Annotated in this window: 15 protein-coding genes; 3 read left to right on the top strand and 12 right to left on the bottom strand. The window is 66.2% G+C overall.

All coding sequences use genetic code 11. The features are described from left to right. Nucleotides 1–99: 99 nt before the first annotated feature. Together crp and LC407_RS14350 are read left to right on the top strand one after the other, a co-directional pair. Nucleotides 100–789, top strand: a complete 690-nt coding sequence (gene crp, locus LC407_RS14355) for a cAMP-activated global transcriptional regulator CRP (protein WP_025874619.1) — start codon at nucleotides 100–102, stop codon at nucleotides 787–789. Nucleotides 790–926: 137 nt separating this feature from the next. Then, nucleotides 927–1,688 (top strand): sulfite exporter TauE/SafE family protein, encoded by a 762-nt coding sequence (locus LC407_RS14350; RefSeq protein ID WP_025874618.1) that lies wholly within the window; start codon nucleotides 927–929, stop codon nucleotides 1,686–1,688. A gap of 151 nt (nucleotides 1,689–1,839) precedes the next feature. On the opposite strand, the gene LC407_RS14345 is transcribed toward LC407_RS14350, so the two are convergent. From LC407_RS14345 to LC407_RS14315, 7 genes are all read right to left on the bottom strand, one after another. Further along, entirely contained in the window at nucleotides 1,840–2,556 is a 717-nt protein-coding gene (locus tag LC407_RS14345) for a haloacid dehalogenase-like hydrolase (RefSeq protein ID WP_080149682.1), read from the bottom strand. Further along, nucleotides 2,553–3,347, bottom strand: a complete 795-nt coding sequence (gene trpC, locus LC407_RS14340; protein WP_059065380.1) for an indole-3-glycerol phosphate synthase TrpC — start codon at nucleotides 3,345–3,347, stop codon at nucleotides 2,553–2,555. Before trpC ends, LC407_RS14345 begins: the two co-directional genes overlap by 4 nt. 74 nt (nucleotides 3,348–3,421) lie before the next feature. Beyond that, on the bottom strand, nucleotides 3,422–4,453 hold the full coding sequence (gene trpD / locus LC407_RS14335) for an anthranilate phosphoribosyltransferase (protein WP_025874615.1): 1,032 nt from the start codon (nucleotides 4,451–4,453) through the stop codon (nucleotides 3,422–3,424). 16 nt (nucleotides 4,454–4,469) lie between these two features. Then, nucleotides 4,470–5,057, bottom strand: a complete 588-nt coding sequence (locus LC407_RS14330) for an aminodeoxychorismate/anthranilate synthase component II (protein ID WP_088101793.1) — start codon at nucleotides 5,055–5,057, stop codon at nucleotides 4,470–4,472. Between the two features lie 2 nt (nucleotides 5,058–5,059). Then, on the bottom strand, nucleotides 5,060–5,839 hold the full coding sequence (locus LC407_RS14325) for an SIMPL domain-containing protein (RefSeq protein WP_223483065.1): 780 nt from the start codon (nucleotides 5,837–5,839) through the stop codon (nucleotides 5,060–5,062). 67 nt (nucleotides 5,840–5,906) lie between these two features. Then, entirely contained in the window at nucleotides 5,907–7,397 is a 1,491-nt protein-coding gene (trpE, locus tag LC407_RS14320) for an anthranilate synthase component I (RefSeq protein ID WP_025874612.1), read from the bottom strand. Between the two features lie 176 nt (nucleotides 7,398–7,573). Next, on the bottom strand, nucleotides 7,574–9,967 hold the full coding sequence (locus tag LC407_RS14315) for an XVIPCD domain-containing protein (protein WP_223483064.1): 2,394 nt from the start codon (nucleotides 9,965–9,967) through the stop codon (nucleotides 7,574–7,576). A 95-nt stretch (nucleotides 9,968–10,062) separates the two neighbouring features. Between LC407_RS14315 and LC407_RS14310 the strand changes: the two genes are divergently transcribed. Continuing rightward, the gene (locus LC407_RS14310; RefSeq protein WP_223483063.1) at nucleotides 10,063–10,929 is read left to right on the top strand and encodes an ankyrin repeat domain-containing protein; all 867 of its coding nucleotides are present in this window, start codon (nucleotides 10,063–10,065) and stop codon (nucleotides 10,927–10,929) included. An 8-nt stretch (nucleotides 10,930–10,937) separates the two neighbouring features. On the opposite strand, the gene yegS is transcribed toward LC407_RS14310, so the two are convergent. The 5 genes from yegS to LC407_RS14285 form a co-directional block, all read right to left on the bottom strand. Continuing rightward, the gene (gene yegS, locus LC407_RS14305; RefSeq protein WP_105164779.1) at nucleotides 10,938–11,870 is read right to left on the bottom strand and encodes a lipid kinase YegS; all 933 of its coding nucleotides are present in this window, start codon (nucleotides 11,868–11,870) and stop codon (nucleotides 10,938–10,940) included. A 255-nt stretch (nucleotides 11,871–12,125) separates the two neighbouring features. Next, nucleotides 12,126–12,713 carry a hypothetical protein gene (locus tag LC407_RS14300; protein ID WP_223483062.1) on the bottom strand — a complete coding sequence of 196 codons (588 nt, stop codon included), beginning with the start codon at nucleotides 12,711–12,713 and terminating at the stop codon, nucleotides 12,126–12,128. Nucleotides 12,714–12,739: 26 nt separating this feature from the next. Then, nucleotides 12,740–13,219, bottom strand: a complete 480-nt coding sequence (locus LC407_RS14295; protein ID WP_025874607.1) for a GNAT family N-acetyltransferase — start codon at nucleotides 13,217–13,219, stop codon at nucleotides 12,740–12,742. A 57-nt stretch (nucleotides 13,220–13,276) separates the two neighbouring features. Further along, nucleotides 13,277–13,951, bottom strand: coding sequence for a ribulose-phosphate 3-epimerase (gene rpe, locus LC407_RS14290; RefSeq protein WP_025874606.1), 675 nt, complete (start codon nucleotides 13,949–13,951; stop codon nucleotides 13,277–13,279). A gap of 57 nt (nucleotides 13,952–14,008) precedes the next feature. Next, nucleotides 14,009–14,338 carry a DnaJ domain-containing protein gene (locus LC407_RS14285; RefSeq protein WP_025874605.1) on the bottom strand — a complete coding sequence of 110 codons (330 nt, stop codon included), beginning with the start codon at nucleotides 14,336–14,338 and terminating at the stop codon, nucleotides 14,009–14,011. Nucleotides 14,339–14,440: the final 102 nt, after the last annotated feature.

Below are 14,440 nucleotides of genomic sequence, written 5' to 3'. Positions count from 1 at the left end.
GTCTCCAGGGGGAACGTGAAGACGCTCAGGTTCTGGCACACTGTTTGCCCTTAACAATTGCGCTGGTTAAGCTCCGCTATCGACCCCGTGAATCCGTTCATGCGCAGAGGGAGCGCCCCTATCGTGTCAACCGTGCGCCTAGCTAGCAGCCCATTGGCCTTGGACATCGCAACAATCGACCGCTTCCTGGCACACAGCCACCGGCGGCGCTATCCCACCCGTACCGACGTCTTCCGACCCGGTGACCCGGCGGGGACCCTGTATTACGTCATCAGCGGCTCGGTTTCGATCATGGCCGAGGAGGAGGAGGACCGCGAGCTGGTGCTGGGCTATTTCGGCGCCGGTGAGTTCGTCGGCGAGATGGGCCTGTTCGTGGAGTCGGACCGCCGCGAGGTGATCCTGCGCACCCGCACCGCCTGTGAGCTGGCCGAAATCAGCTACGAGCGCCTGCATCAGCTGTTTCTCGGCCCGCTGTCGGCCGATGCCCCGCGCCTGCTGTACGCGCTGGGCCAGCAGATCTCCAAGCGCCTGCTGGACACCAGCCGCAAGGCCAGCCGCCTGGCGTTCCTGGATGTCACCGACCGTATCGTGCGCACCCTGCACGATCTGGCGCAGGAGCCGGAGTCGATGAGCCATCCGCAGGGCAGCCAGCTGCGCGTCTCACGCCAGGAACTGGCCCGCCTGGTCGGCTGCTCGCGCGAAATGGCCGGCCGGGTGCTGAAGAAGCTGCAGACCGACGGCCTGCTGCACGCCCGCGGCAAGACCGTGGTGCTGTACGGCACCCGTTGACCACCCGGTGTCCGCCGGGCATGGCCCGGCGCTACCACAAGACCTGCGCCGGTAGCGCCGGGACATGCCCGGCGGACCGCCGTACGTGCGACGTACCATCGCATGTCCCGCACACCCGCTTCCGCTAGGCTCGATCCATGGAACTGAGCAGCGAATTCTGGTGGTTCATCCTCATCGGCCTTGGCGCACAGCTGGTCGATGGTGCGCTGGGCATGGCATTCGGGCTGGTTTCTTCATCGGTGCTGCTCAGCATGGGGCTGCCTCCCGCACAGGTCAGCGCCAGCGTCCATACCGCTGAGGTGTTCACCACCGGGGCATCCGGTGTGTCGCATCTGGTAGCAGGAAATGTCGACAAACGCCTGTTCTTCCGCCTCGCGCTGCCCGGCGCACTGGGTGGTGCACTCGGCGCGTACGTCCTGACACAGGTCCCTGGCGACCTGATCCGCCCACTGATCTACCTGTACCTGCTGGTGCTGGCCATCATCATCCTGGCCCGCGCGGCCGGCCGCTGGATGCCCAAGGGCGAGATCCGCCGGGTGCCGGTGCTGGGTTTCTTCGCTGGCCTGCTCGATGCCAGCGGCGGCGGCGGCTGGGGCCCGGTGGCCACCTCCACCCTGCTCGCCCGCGGTGGCCAGGCCAGGACCACCATCGGCACCGTCAACGCGGCCGAGTTCGTGGTCACCCTGACCATTTCGGCCACGTTCCTGCTGTCGATGGGGGTGCAGCACCTGCAGATCGTCGCCGGCCTGTTGATCGGCGGCATGATGGCCGCGCCGGTGGCGGCGGTGCTGGTGAAGCGGGTGAAGGAACGCTGGGTGCTGGTCGCAGTGGGCGTGCTGGTGCTGGGCATCAGCCTGTTCCAGGTAGGCCATGCGCTGTTCGGGTACCTGGGCCGCTGACCGCCCGCCGGGCGTGGCCCGGCGCTACCCGCGTGGGATTTGGTAGTGCCGGCCGCTGGCCGGCAACCTCATGAACTCCGGAAACGCGTGCAAGGTTGACGGCCAGCGGCCGGCACTACCGGGTCCCTGCCCGGCGGGCAGGCGGGATCGATTACGCCTTGTCGCCACCGCGGTCCACGCAGCCCCAGTTGAGGATGCGGGTACCGGCTGGCAGCACGCGGCGGAAGAATTCCACCTTGGCCGGCTTCGGGTTGACCACCACCGGCGCTCTCGCCGCCAGCAGCAGCGGCAGGTCGGCGGTGCTGTCGGAATAGGCGATGTCGATGTCGCCGTAGCCGCGCTCGCGCAGCATGCGCATCTTCTCTTCGTTGTGGCAGTGGCGGGTCGGCCCTACCCCGCCCAGACGCGGCCCCACTTCGGTGCCGATCACTGGCACGTCCTGGTGAGCGACAAAGGCCAGGATCGCGCGGGCCAGCTCCGGCGGCGCACCGGTGGCCACCACCACGCGGTCGCCCTTGGCACGATGCGCGGCGAACACCTCCAGCGCCTGCGGCAACAGCTTGGCGCGCATCTGCGCCTCGTTGCGCAGCACGTAGGCGTCGATCACCTTGTTGAACTCACGCGCGCGGTGCAGCCCGAAACTGCCGATCCAGACATAGACCGAGATACCGGCACGGCGGGTCGGCAGCATCGCCACCATCGGTCCGGCGATCGGGGTGACCAGCAGCGCCGCCAGCATCCGCAGCGGGTTGCGCTTGATCAGCGAGGCGAACAGGTGGGTGCCCGAATCGCCGTCATACAGGGTGTGGTCGAAGTCGAAGACCACCAGCGGCGCATCCTCGCGCGGCGTTGGATAGTGCGTTTTCATGCTGCGAAGAATAGCTGACGCAGACCCTCGCCCGGCTCTTCCACGCGCATGAAGGCCTCGCCGACCAGGAACGAGTGGATGCCGGCATCGCGCATCAGCGCCACGTCCTGCGGGCCGAGAATGCCACTCTCGGTGACCAGCAGGCGATCGCGCGGCACGGCCAGGCGCATGTCCAGCGTGGTCTGCAGCGACACCTCGAAGGTGCGCAGGTTGCGGTTGTTGATGCCGATCATCGGCGCCGGCACCTGCAGTGCACGTTCCAGTTCGTCGATGTCATGCACTTCCACCAGCACGTCCATGCCCAGCGACATCGCCAGTTCGGACAGCGTGGCCAGCTGCGTATCGTCCAGCGCGGCGACGATCAGCAGGATGCAGTCGGCGCCGAGCACGCGCGCCTCGACCACCTGGTAGGCATCGATCACGAAGTCCTTGCGCAGCACCGGCAGCGTGCAGGCATCGCGGGCCTGCTGCAGGTAGACGTCGGCGCCCTGGAAGAAGTCCACGTCGGTCAGCACGGACAGGCAGCTGGCGCCGCCGAACTCATAGCTGACCGCGATGTCGGCCGGGCGGAAGTCGGGGCGGATCACGCCCTTGGACGGGCTGGCCTTCTTCACTTCGGCAATCACCGCCGGATCGCCATTGGCGACGGCGGCCTGCAGCGCGCGCACGAAACCGCGCACCGGTGGCGCATCGGCCAGCGCGGCCTGCAGCTCCTCAAGCGGCCGCTGGGCGCGGCGCTGGGCTACTTCTTCGGCCTTGCGGGCCAGGATCGTCTGCAGGATATCGCTCATCGTCGTCGGGTCGGTGCTGGGGCGGTGAGGACGACCATTATCGGCCATCGGGTGGGTCAGGCTGAACCGCGCGCTCAGGCAACCAGCGCGCGGGTCGTATCGACATACTGCTGCAGGCGGGCACGGGCGCTGCCGTCGGCGATGACCGCGCGGGCACGGGCCAGGCCGTCGCCGATATCGCTGGCTACGCCGGCCACGTACAACGCTGCGCCCGCATTCAGGGCGACGATGTCCAGCGCCGGACCCGGCTCGTTGTCGAGCACCGCGCGCAGCATGGCAATGGATTGCTCCGGGCCGTCCACGCGCAGGTTGCGGCTGGCCGACATGGCGATGCCGAAGTCTTCCGGATGGATCTCGTACTCGCGCACCTTGCCGTCGCGCAGCTCACCCACCAGGGTGCCGGCGCCCAGCGAGATCTCGTCCATGTTGTCGCGGCCCCAGACCACCATCGCACGCTCGGTACCCAGCTCGCGCAGCACGCGCGCCTGGATGCCCACCAGGTCGGGATGGAACACGCCCATCAGCACCGACGGTGCGCTGGCCGGGTTGGTCAGCGGCCCGAGGATGTTGAAGATGGTGCGCACGCCCATCTCGCGACGCACCGGCGCCACCACCTTCATCGACGGATGGTGGATCGGCGCGAACATGAAACCGATGCCGGTCTGTTCGATGGCCGCGGCCACCTGCGCCGGCTGCAGCTCGATCGCCGCGCCCAATGCCTCGACCGCATCAGCGCTGCCGGACTTGGACGACACGCTGCGGTTGCCATGCTTGGCCACGCGCGCGCCGGCGGCCGCAGCAACGAACATCGCGCAGGTGGAGATGTTGAAGGTATGCGAGCCATCGCCACCGGTGCCGACGATGTCGACCAGGTGGGTGGTATCGGCGACCGGCACGGCCAGCGCGAATTCGCGCATCACTGTCGCCGCGGCGGCGATCTCGTCGATGGTTTCCTTCTTCACGCGCAGGCCGGTGAGGATGGCGGCGGTCATCATCGGCGAGACGTCGCCGCGCATGATCTGCCGCATCAGGTCGACCATTTCGTCGAAGAAGATTTCGCGGTGTTCGATGGTGCGTTGCAGGGCTTCCTGGGGGGAGAAGCTCATCGGAATACTCCTTGGATCAGGCAGCCGGGCGCTGCAGGAAATTGCGCAGCAGCGCGTGACCGTGCTCGGTGAGGATCGATTCGGGATGGAACTGCACGCCCTCCACCGGGAACTGGCGGTGGCGCAGGCCCATGATCTCTTCGATCGAGCCATCCTCGTTCTCGGTCCACGCAGTCACTTCCAGCGCATCGGGCAGGCTGTTCTTGTCCACCACCAGCGAGTGGTAGCGGGTGGCCTGGTAACCGTCCGGCAGGCCGGCGAATACGCCCTTGCCCTCATGGCGGATCGGCGAGGTCTTGCCGTGCATGATGTTGCCAGCACGGATGACCGTGCCGCCGTAGACCTGGCCGATACCCTGGTGGCCCAGGCACACGCCGAGGATCGGCGTGGTCGGCCCCAGGCGCTGGATCAGCTCCAGCGACACGCCCGCTTCGTTGGGCGTGCACGGGCCGGGCGAGATGACGATGCGCTCGGGTTTCTGCGCGGCGATCTCGTCCACGCTCATCGCATCGTTGCGCACCACCTTCACCTCGGCACCCAGCGTCTGCAGGTACTGCACGAGGTTGTAGGTGAAGCTGTCGTAGTTGTCGATCATCCACAACATGGTCAGGTTCCGTCGCTTATCAGGAAAATGGCGTACACGTTTTCGGTGTAGGTGATGGGGCCCGCTTCGATGGATTCGGGCAGGCGCGAGCCCGTGGTCTCGATGCTGTTCATCGGCGCCTCGGGCGAGGGCGGCGAAGGCGGCGTCCCCAGATCGCCGCTGCCGGGCCAGCTGCCTGCCTGGATGCCGTAGGCGAAGTTCGGCGCCACATCGGAAATGCTGTACAGACCGCGCAGCTGGGTGCCGTAGGCCTTGGCCAGGCCCTGCGCGGACTCGCGGGTCTTGGCTGCGGCCTCGCCCTTGAGTTCACGGCGCAGCGCCACCTCGCCCGAGTACGTCGGGGCCAGGCTGCTGACCTGTACGTTCTCGTTGGCCTTCAGCGCACCCAGCACATCCTGCATCGCCTTCACGCTGGCAAAGCTGGCGCGCAGCTGGCGTGACACGCGCGTACCGATGAAGACCTGCCGGTTCTGCTCATAGCGCGTCGCTGGGCCGATGCGCAGGTTGTCCGCGCGCACGCTGCCGTCCACCGCTTTGTGCTGCTTGAACAGCGCCAGCACGCGGGCGACGTTGTCCTGCACGCGGCGACGCGCGGCATCGGCATCCATATCTGTCTCTTCGATGTTCAATTGCAGGCCGAACCGGTCCGGCATCACCGTTCGCGCGCCCTCGCCCTTCACCAGCAGGTGCGGCTGCGAGGGAATGGTGTTGGCCTGCGCCCAGGCAGACGGGGCCATCGTGGCCAGCAGCGACGACCACAGCAATGCGCTCAGCAGCTTCATGCGGTACTCCTTGTCTTGAACGGAAACAGCGAGGGGTGCTGCGGCGCAGGCCACAGCACGGGGAAACTCACAGGCCCTTGGCGGCCTGGGCGACGGCACGGAACAGCGCGCGGCCCTTGTTCATCGTCTCGTCCCATTCCTTGTCCGGGTCCGAGTCGTAGACGATGCCGGCGCCGGCCTGCACGTACAGGCGGCCGTCCTTGATCACGGCGGTGCGGATCGCGATCGCGGTATCGGCATCGCCGTGCCAGCCGATGTAACCGATGCTGCCGGCGTAGACATTGCGCTTGATCGGTTCCAGTTCGCGGATCACTTCCAGCGCGCGGATCTTCGGCGCGCCGCTGACCGTACCGGCCGGGAAGGTGGCGCGCAGCACGTCGGCGTAGCTCAGGCCCGGCTGCAGCTGCCCGGTCACTTCGCTGACGATGTGCATGACGTGGCTGTAGCGTTCGATCACGAACTGCTCGCCCACTTCCACGGTACCGGCTTTGGACACGCGGCCGGCGTCGTTGCGGCCCAGGTCGATCAGCATCAGGTGCTCAGCGCGTTCCTTCGGATCGGCCAGCAGCTCGACTTCCAGCGCCTGGTCCAGTTCCGGCGTGGCGCCGCGCGGGCGGGTGCCGGCGATCGGGCGCACGGTCACTTCACCCACGCCTTCATGGGTATGTTGCAGACGCACCAGGATTTCCGGCGAGGAGCCGACCACCTGCAGGTCGCCGACATCGAGGAAGTACATATAGGGCGAGGGATTCAGTGCCCGCAGCGCGCGGTACACATCCACCGGGCGTGCCTTGAACGGCACGCTCAAGCGCTGGCTGAGCACCACCTGGAAGATGTCGCCGGCACGGATGTACTCCTTGCTGCGCTGGACCGCATCGACGAAGCCTTCGCGGGTGAAACCGGAAACGAAATCGGACTCGTCCAGCACGTCGCTGGTGAGCGGTGCAGGATAGCCGGCCCCCGGCGCGCGCAGCCTGGCCGCCAATGCGTCCAGGCGCGCCTGCGCCTGCTCGAAGGCGCCCGCTTGGCGCGGGTCGGCGTGCACGATCAGGTACAGCCGGCCCTTCAGGTTGTCGAACACCGCCAGCTCATCAGAGTGCAGCAGCAGGATATCCGGGGTGCCCAGTTCGTCGCGGCCGGCCGGCGATGCCAGGCGCGGCTCGATGTAGCCGATGCACTCGAACCCGAACCAGCCGACCAAGCCACCGGTGAAGCCCGGCAGGCCTTCCAGCTTCGGCACCGAGTGAGCACTGCGCAGCGCCTCGACCTCGGCAAACGGATCGGCCACCTCGCGGGTTTCCACCACCTGGCCGTCCTCGCGCACCGTCAGGGTGTGGCCGTGGAAGGCGTACACGCGACGTGCCGGCAGGCCGATGATCGAGTAACGACCAAAGCGCTCGCCGCCTTCGACGGATTCAAACAGGTAGGTATTGGGGCCGTCGGCGAGCTTCAGATAGACCGAAAGCGGCGTGTCCAGGTCGGACAGCACTTCGCGGACAACGGGAATATGGGTGTGGCCTTCAGCGGCCTGCTGCTGAAACTGAGCGTGCGAGATCAAGACGACTTTCCTTCCGGGACACAGCGTTATGGGGACGGACGACGGCAACAGGCCACCATCGCCACCAACGGCGTGCGGAAGAAAGGGTATGCGGGGTCGTCAGGCTGGACACGCAATGACTGTATCGCAGCTTTGGCCGCAGGGAAACCCTTTGGCGACGGGCGGTTTGCGCCGCCCTAGCCCATCCGCCGTGCCTGTTCCTGGGTCTCGTGCACCTGCTGCTGGGCCAGCGACACCCCCTGCGCCTGCTCGCGAGTGGCATTGATCGCGTCCATCTGGGCGGTGCTCGCGCTCAACGGCTGGGCCATGCCCGCCGCCACTTCGACGTGGGCATGGCGACGGTGCGCGGCGTTCAGGTCGGGCGTATCCACCGCGAAGGCGCGGCTGTGGTCGTCGCTGAGCACCACGTGGGAAATGGACTCCAGCCCCTCGCGCCTGGCCTGCACGGCCAGTGCGCCGGCGAGCTGGTCGCTCTGCAGGTCAGGCACCCGGTTGTGGGCGCGGTCCAGCGCGTGGACCCCGGTCTGGGCACCCACAAACAGGGGGTTGCCGGCATGGGAGGGATGATCGATGCCGATCGCCTGCGCCGAGGGTTCGGCGGCACGGCTGGCCTGCCGGCTTTCGGCGGCAGCCTGGACGTGCGGGGGCCGCTCGACCAGTTTCCGGGCGGCGGCCTCCTGCTTGATCAGTTCCGAGTCCAGGCTGGGGATGACCGTCGGATCCATGCCATGGCGGGCGGTCGCCTCACTGAAGGCCGGCATCATTCCGCGGATGACGCGTTCGGACTTGTCGAGGTTGTGCAGCTTCGCTGCGTCCAACGCCAGGTTGCCGGTCGGCAAGTGGGTCGCAGCGGCAGCCCCGATGCCCACCGCAGCACCCCCTACCGCGGACAGGGTGATCGGCGCCTTGTCGGTAATGCCCTTCACATGGGAGGCCACCAGGTCATAGCCGCGGTCAACATGGGCGCCGGCGGTGGCGAACCCGTTCTGCAGCTTGCCAGCGACCCATTGGCCGTCGTGGTTGATGGCGGCGGCCACGCGCTCGCCCGCCGCGCGCGTGCCTGCTGCATCGGCAAGGGCCTGTTTCGTCGCATGCTGCGCATGTTGCTCGCCGTGGTCACGGACGTCTTCGGCCTGCCTGGCAAGCCTGCCGGCGACGTTGTCCGCGCCCACCCGGCCAGCGACCCACGATAGTGCGGACAGGCCATGGGAGCGGGTCTGCGATTCGACGCGGTGCAGGGTGGATTCGATGCTTCCGGTCAGTTCGCGCCCCGAAGCAACCACCGTGCTCGTCGCCCGGGTACCCAACTGCAGGCTGGCCGAGCCCATGTTCACCACCTGGCCGATGACCATGCCTTCGGTCTTCAGCACACGCTCGACGCCATCGCCCGTTCTGTCCAGCACCTGGGCAGTGGCAGCACCCGCCCGCTCGACCTGCTCACCAGCCAGGCGACCGCTGCGCATACCGTAGGCCGTGGCGTGCAGCACGGTGGACAACGGCCCCGCCAGTTCCGCCACCTGGCTGGGCGGCGCCACGTGCGGGCGATCGACGAGTGCCCCTTGCGCGTCGCGGGTCTTGGGCTCAAGCAACAATTCCAGGCGCCCTGCCGCGAGCGGAATATCGCGCAACGCCTGCTGGCCCGGCTGGCTCGCCAGTTGTTCGATGAACTGGGCGGCGGAGGTCTGCGCTCCCGGGGGCAGCATCTCGCGCAGCTTTTCACCGACGACCTTCTGCATGGCCGGATCCTTCAGCACCATGCCCAGCTCGTTGGCAAGCACGCCGTAGCCACGACGCTGCTGCTCGCTCAGGCGGTGCATGCCGTTCTGCACATCGTTCAGCACTTCACCGGTGGTCTGGTAGGTGTGCACGGTCTGCTGCGTATCGAAGGTCGGCAGGCCGTTGTCCTTGGCGAAACGCGCCGGGGTAGCCGGATGCAGGCCGGCGGCGTTGAACGTGGTGGCACGTGCGCCGGTGACTGCGGACGCGGCGGACGCCATGCCGCCACCGAGGGAGTGACCGGCGATTTCGAAGCCACCGGGGCGCTCCTGATTGACGATGGAGGCAAGACGCATGGCGCGATCGTAGTAATCGCTGCGCATGCCAATGCCCTGCTGACCGTTGTTGAGGAAATCCTCGCCACCGGATTCGCGCCGTCTACTGGGCGAAGACGGATCGACAATTTTCCCCGTAGAGCCCTTGTACACGATGACGGGCTTCGCATCCTCGCCTAGAACGCGCTTGTCAGGGAGATAGATTTCAGCGCGAAACCCAGAGTACCTGGGCTGCAGCAACTCTTTGAGATCGTCATTCGAGATGTCGATTCCAGCGGCACGAAGTGCGGCTGGATCGCTGCTCGCACGCGCCCAGCCAACCGGCGCCTGGCCCTCATGATTCGCGGCTCGATACACATCAGCCGCCAGCCCTGACATTTCACGAGCGTGATACGTCTCTTGGAGACGATCCGCCTCCTTGTCATTCCCACTTTCACGCAGTTTCTGAACAAGAAGATTCTGTTCCTGGACGGCGCGCGAGCGCGCCTCAACGTCTGCACCACTCATGGCAAACTCCATTGCACTATGAAAGCCGCGTATCTCGATCCGCGAGACTTATGGATTATCAGAACATTTTGCTAATGTCACGTCTTCACCGGTTCAACAGGAAGACCATGTGCGTCGTTCTTCACAACATGACGACAAAGCTGCTCATTTGCGTGGCATGGGTCGCACTTCTCCTGGCTACGGGCTGCTCCGTCTCCTCCGCACACGGGGCCAGCGACTACTTTGACGGCGGGGCATTGCGACTCGCCATTGCCGCCGAGAATGGCGACGTCGAATCCATCCAGCGCCTTATCAAGGATGAAAAAATCGATCCGGATAAAACGTTCTCCAATCGGGATGGCATTCCGTTGATCGCGTGGCCCCTGCGAACCCGCAACATTGAAGGGCTCAGGGCACTGTTGGAGGCCGGCGCAGACCCCAATGCGCGCGAGTCAAAGCAGATGAATGGAGAACTGATCAGGTTCGACAACGCGATGGTCTACGCGGCCAAGATGGATGACCCGCGCTACTTGGAGCTTCTGCTGAAACACGGCGGAAACCCCAATACGCGAAACGTCAACAACGAAACGTTGCTTCTGCAGGCTTTCCTCAGCGGAAATCAGTGGAAAAATGTGCAGGTCCTGGTGGAAAACGGAGCGAACATCAATGAGTCCAGCCTGAAAAGCCTGGGCGATGACACGGTCCTGAGCTGGTACACGACGCGAGGCGGCTTCGACTACGCTTACTGGCTACTGGAACATGGTGCTGATCCAGCGATTGCAAAGCCGGAAGGGTCCAGCCAGCCTGGCCGGCAGAAGATGGTCGAGGACATCTACTGGGAAATCACCACACCGGACAACCTGCCGTGGCAGAAGAAGTGCCAGCAATGGCTGGCTGAGCGCAACATCCCCCGCCCGCCGATGCCCGAACACATCCGCAGGAAGCGCGAGGCCTTCAAATTCCCGAGCAAGGAAGAAGACATTCCGCTGCTCTGATTCCTGTCTCAGCTGCCGGAAAGCAGCACGCAGTCATCCGGCAGATGCATCCGCACCCTGCCCGCCACGCAGTCGATGCGGAAGCGGCGTGCCTGCACCGGTTCGCCGTCCAGGTTCAACGTCAACGGCTGCGGTGCGTCGATCTGCAGCCACGGCAGCTGCGCGCGCGTGGCGACACGTTCAAGCGCCGCCTCCTTGCCGCCGGTCAGCATCTGTCCAAGGGTGGCTGCGACTTCACCCTCCAGTTCCGGCACCACGGTGACGTCCAGCAGGCCGTCATCGATCAGTGCCTGGGGGCACAGCTGCTGGCCGCCACCGGCCTGACGGCCGTTGCCGATACCCAGCGCGATGAACCCACCTTCCCACTGGAAGTCCGGCCCGCTCAGGCGTGCGGTGATGGGTTCGATGCGGCCGAGCTTGGCGATACCGGTGATGACATAGGCCAGTCCGCCAAGCATCTTCTTCAAGCCGGCATCGGTTTCCACCGTGACCTGAGTACCGAAGCCACCGCTGGCGAGGTTTGCGCACCACCATGGCTTGCCGTCGGCATCGACGCGCAGCAGGTCCATGGGGCGTGGGTGGCCGCCGGCAATCAGCGCGAAGGCCTCCTGCGGCTCCACCGGAATGCCCGCAGCGGTGGCGAAATCGTTGGCGGTGCCCATCGGCACCAGCGCCAGCGAAGGCAGCGCCTCAGCCGGCTCGTCGCGATGGGCCAGCGTCTCGGCCACCGCGCTGAGCGTGCCGTCGCCGCCGGCCGCCACGATCACGTCCACGCCGTGGTCGATGGCTTCGGCGACGTAGCGCTCGGCATCACCGTCTTCCCAGGTCACCCGCACTTCCAGCTGCACGCCGCGTTCGCGCCAGTGGCCCACGGCCTCGCGCAGGTCATCGTTGCCTGCGGACTTGCCGTTGAGGATCAGGCGCCAGCGGGGGGTGCTCATGCGGTGCTTCCAGGGAAGGGCGGCACAGGCTAGCAACCGCGCGTTCGGGGCCAGTGAAAGGCGGCGGCCACCGTTCAGGTCAGGGCGCTGGGCTCGCCCGCGCGGCATGTCATGCAGGTGTCATCGGCCACCGGGAGAATGGAAGGCCATAGCAGGGACGACGGATGGAGGCAGGATCAGCCTCCCACGCATGCAGCAAGGCCACGCCAGCGTTTGGCGTGGCTTTTTTTTTGCTGCGCGGCGCTGCATATCGGCTCACAGGTAAGCCTCGATGGGACCGTGCAGGAGGCAGCTGTCGAAGGCATCGATGCTGCACAACATCGCTTCATCAATTGCGTACTCCTGCAACAGAAGGTTGAGCGCCGGAATTCCGGTCACGAACCTGCGTTCCACCCTGGTCTGCGCGTCCTGCATGGCGTAGTCGTAGTCGAAGCCATAGGCGGTCTCGGTGAAGCGTGCGGCATGGGTGATCATGCGCAGCTCGTAGGTGTCTTGTTCGCCAGAGATGACATGGGCGAAACAGCGCAACCCGGTGTCCGCCGAAGCCAGCTCCGCTGCCAGTGCCCATCCCTTTTCAAGCGCCGCGAATGGCCGCGGCGGCGGCGATGGGTGGCGGCGACGCCAAAGCATCATGGCGCGTTCCACGTCATGGCCAGCGGCCTGCAGCTCGATGGCGGCCTCGGCGACCCCCAACCCTGTGCGGTGCCCGTAATCGGCCACGAGCTGATCAACCACCAAGGCGTGCGCCTGTGACAGGTCACCGCCGGCAGCCTCCAGCGCCTGCCTGCAGACGGCAATCGGGGCCGGCAGCCGCTGGCGGAGTGCGGCAATGGCGTATTTCATCGGCACACCAGTCACCAGGAAACGACCTACCCGGCGAATGCCTTCAGCGCCTCACCTTCCAACCGGTACACCGTCCACTCGTCCTGCGGTCTGGCGCCGGCTGCGGTGTAGAACTCGATGGCCGGCGTGTTCCAGTCCAGCACCGACCATTCGAAGCGACCACAACCTTCAGCTACCGCCTGGCGGGCGATGTACTTCAGCAGCGCTTTGCCCGCGCCGGAGCCGCGTTTTTCCGGGCTCACGTACAAGTCTTCCAGGTAGATGCCCTTGCGCCCCAGCCAAGTGGAATAGTTGTAGAAATACACCGCGTAGCCGATGGCTTCACCGTTGGCCTCGCAGACCAGCGCGCGGGCGGTGGCGTCGGCGCCGAACAGGCTTTCGGCGATGCCGATCTCATCGGTCTGCACCGACTGCTCGGCCTTCTCGTAGATCGCCAGTTCGCGGATGAACCGAAGGATCAGGCCGGCGTCGGCGACGGTGGCCGGGCGGATGTTCAACAGTGCCATGGGCGAAGAGGGAACGGAGGGAATTGAACGAGCTTAATCCCCTCCGTCCCCTTTTTGTCAGCGCGCTGCAGCGACGTTGGCGCGCATCTGCGCGATCACGTCCTGGTAGCTGGTCTTGGCGTTGAAGATGGCCGAGCCGGCGACGAACGTGTCGGCGCCAGCGGCGGCGATCTCGCCGATGTTGTCGGCCTTCACGCCACCATCGATCTCCAGGCGGATGTCACGGCCGCTGGCATCGATCTTCTGGCGCACCACGCGCAGCTTGTCCAAGGCCGACGGAATGAAGGCCTGGCCGCCGAAGCCCGGGTTGACCGACATCAGCAGCACCAGGTCGAGGTCGTCCAGCACCCAGTCGAGGATGTCCACCGGGGTGGCCGGGTTGAGCACGATGCCCGGCTTGCAGCCCAGCGAGCGGATCAGCTGGATGGTGCGGTGCACGTGGCGGCTGGCCTCCGGGTGGAAGCTGATGTAGGTGGCACCGGCCTCGGCGAAGTCCGGGATGATGCGGTCGACCGGCTCGACCATCAGGTGCACGTCGATCGGCGCGGTGACGCCGTGCTTGCGCAGCGCCTGGCAGACCATCGGGCCGATGGTCAGGTTGGGCACGTAGTGGTTGTCCATCACATCGAAATGGACCCAGTCCGCACCTGCGGCGAGGACGTTGTCGACTTCCTCGCCCAGGCGGGCGAAGTTGGCCGAGAGGATGGAAGGAGCGATGAGGCAGTTGGACATGGCCGGGGCCTTCGGAACGGGGAAAGGGGTCTCCCGCCCGCAGGCGGGGCAATGGGGTCAGCGCTTGCGCAGGGTCTTGATGCGGTCGTAGGCGGCGTTGATGCGCCGCGACTTCTGCTCGGCCTGCTGCTGCAGCTCGGGGGCGGCGCCGCCCAGCTTGTCGGGGTGGTACTGGGAGATCAGCTTGCGGTAGGCGCGCTCGACCTCGGCATCGGTGGCCTCGGAGGTCAGCCCCAGCTCGCGGTACGGGTTCTCCTTGTTCAGGCGGAACCAGTCGCTGTCGAAGGCATGCCCCAGCAACAGGCCGACCACCGCGCCGAACAGCGGATTGGGCCGGAACAGCAGGGCGCCGGCGATGAATCCGAGCAGTTTTCCGTACCAGCGCATGGCGCTCCGGGGTCGGCCGACGAAATGGACGCTCATTTTACGTCACAGCGGGCCCGGACCGCTTTACACTAGGCCGCCCGCTGACCAGTTGCGGGCCCGCCG

The sequence above is a fragment of the Stenotrophomonas sp. OVS01A genome (assembly GCF_019969775.1).
GTDB lineage: Bacteria > Pseudomonadota > Gammaproteobacteria > Xanthomonadales > Xanthomonadaceae > Stenotrophomonas > Stenotrophomonas indicatrix.
Note: the sequence above shows the minus strand (reverse complement) of the source record. Positions and strands in the feature narration are given on the sequence as shown.

Excerpts from the sequence above, each read along its gene's own strand:
- crp (WP_025874619.1), top strand. The coding sequence starts at position 100 with ATGCGCAGAGGGAGCGCCCCTATCGTGTCAACCGTGCGCCTAGCTAGC.
- LC407_RS14350 (WP_025874618.1), top strand. The coding sequence starts at position 927 with ATGGAACTGAGCAGCGAATTCTGGTGGTTCATCCTCATCGGCCTTGGC.
- LC407_RS14345 (WP_080149682.1), bottom strand. The coding sequence starts at position 2,556 with ATGAAAACGCACTATCCAACGCCGCGCGAGGATGCGCCGCTGGTGGTC.
- trpC (WP_059065380.1), bottom strand. The coding sequence starts at position 3,347 with ATGAGCGATATCCTGCAGACGATCCTGGCCCGCAAGGCCGAAGAAGTA.
- trpD (WP_025874615.1), bottom strand. The coding sequence starts at position 4,453 with ATGAGCTTCTCCCCCCAGGAAGCCCTGCAACGCACCATCGAACACCGC.
- LC407_RS14330 (WP_088101793.1), bottom strand. The coding sequence starts at position 5,057 with ATGTTGTGGATGATCGACAACTACGACAGCTTCACCTACAACCTCGTG.
- LC407_RS14325 (WP_223483065.1), bottom strand. The coding sequence starts at position 5,839 with ATGAAGCTGCTGAGCGCATTGCTGTGGTCGTCGCTGCTGGCCACGATG.
- LC407_RS14315 (WP_223483064.1), bottom strand. The coding sequence starts at position 9,967 with ATGGAGTTTGCCATGAGTGGTGCAGACGTTGAGGCGCGCTCGCGCGCC.
- LC407_RS14310 (WP_223483063.1), top strand. The coding sequence starts at position 10,063 with ATGTGCGTCGTTCTTCACAACATGACGACAAAGCTGCTCATTTGCGTG.
- yegS (WP_105164779.1), bottom strand. The coding sequence starts at position 11,870 with ATGAGCACCCCCCGCTGGCGCCTGATCCTCAACGGCAAGTCCGCAGGC.
- LC407_RS14300 (WP_223483062.1), bottom strand. The coding sequence starts at position 12,713 with ATGAAATACGCCATTGCCGCACTCCGCCAGCGGCTGCCGGCCCCGATT.
- LC407_RS14295 (WP_025874607.1), bottom strand. The coding sequence starts at position 13,219 with ATGGCACTGTTGAACATCCGCCCGGCCACCGTCGCCGACGCCGGCCTG.
- rpe (WP_025874606.1), bottom strand. The coding sequence starts at position 13,951 with ATGTCCAACTGCCTCATCGCTCCTTCCATCCTCTCGGCCAACTTCGCC.
- LC407_RS14285 (WP_025874605.1), bottom strand. The coding sequence starts at position 14,338 with ATGCGCTGGTACGGAAAACTGCTCGGATTCATCGCCGGCGCCCTGCTG.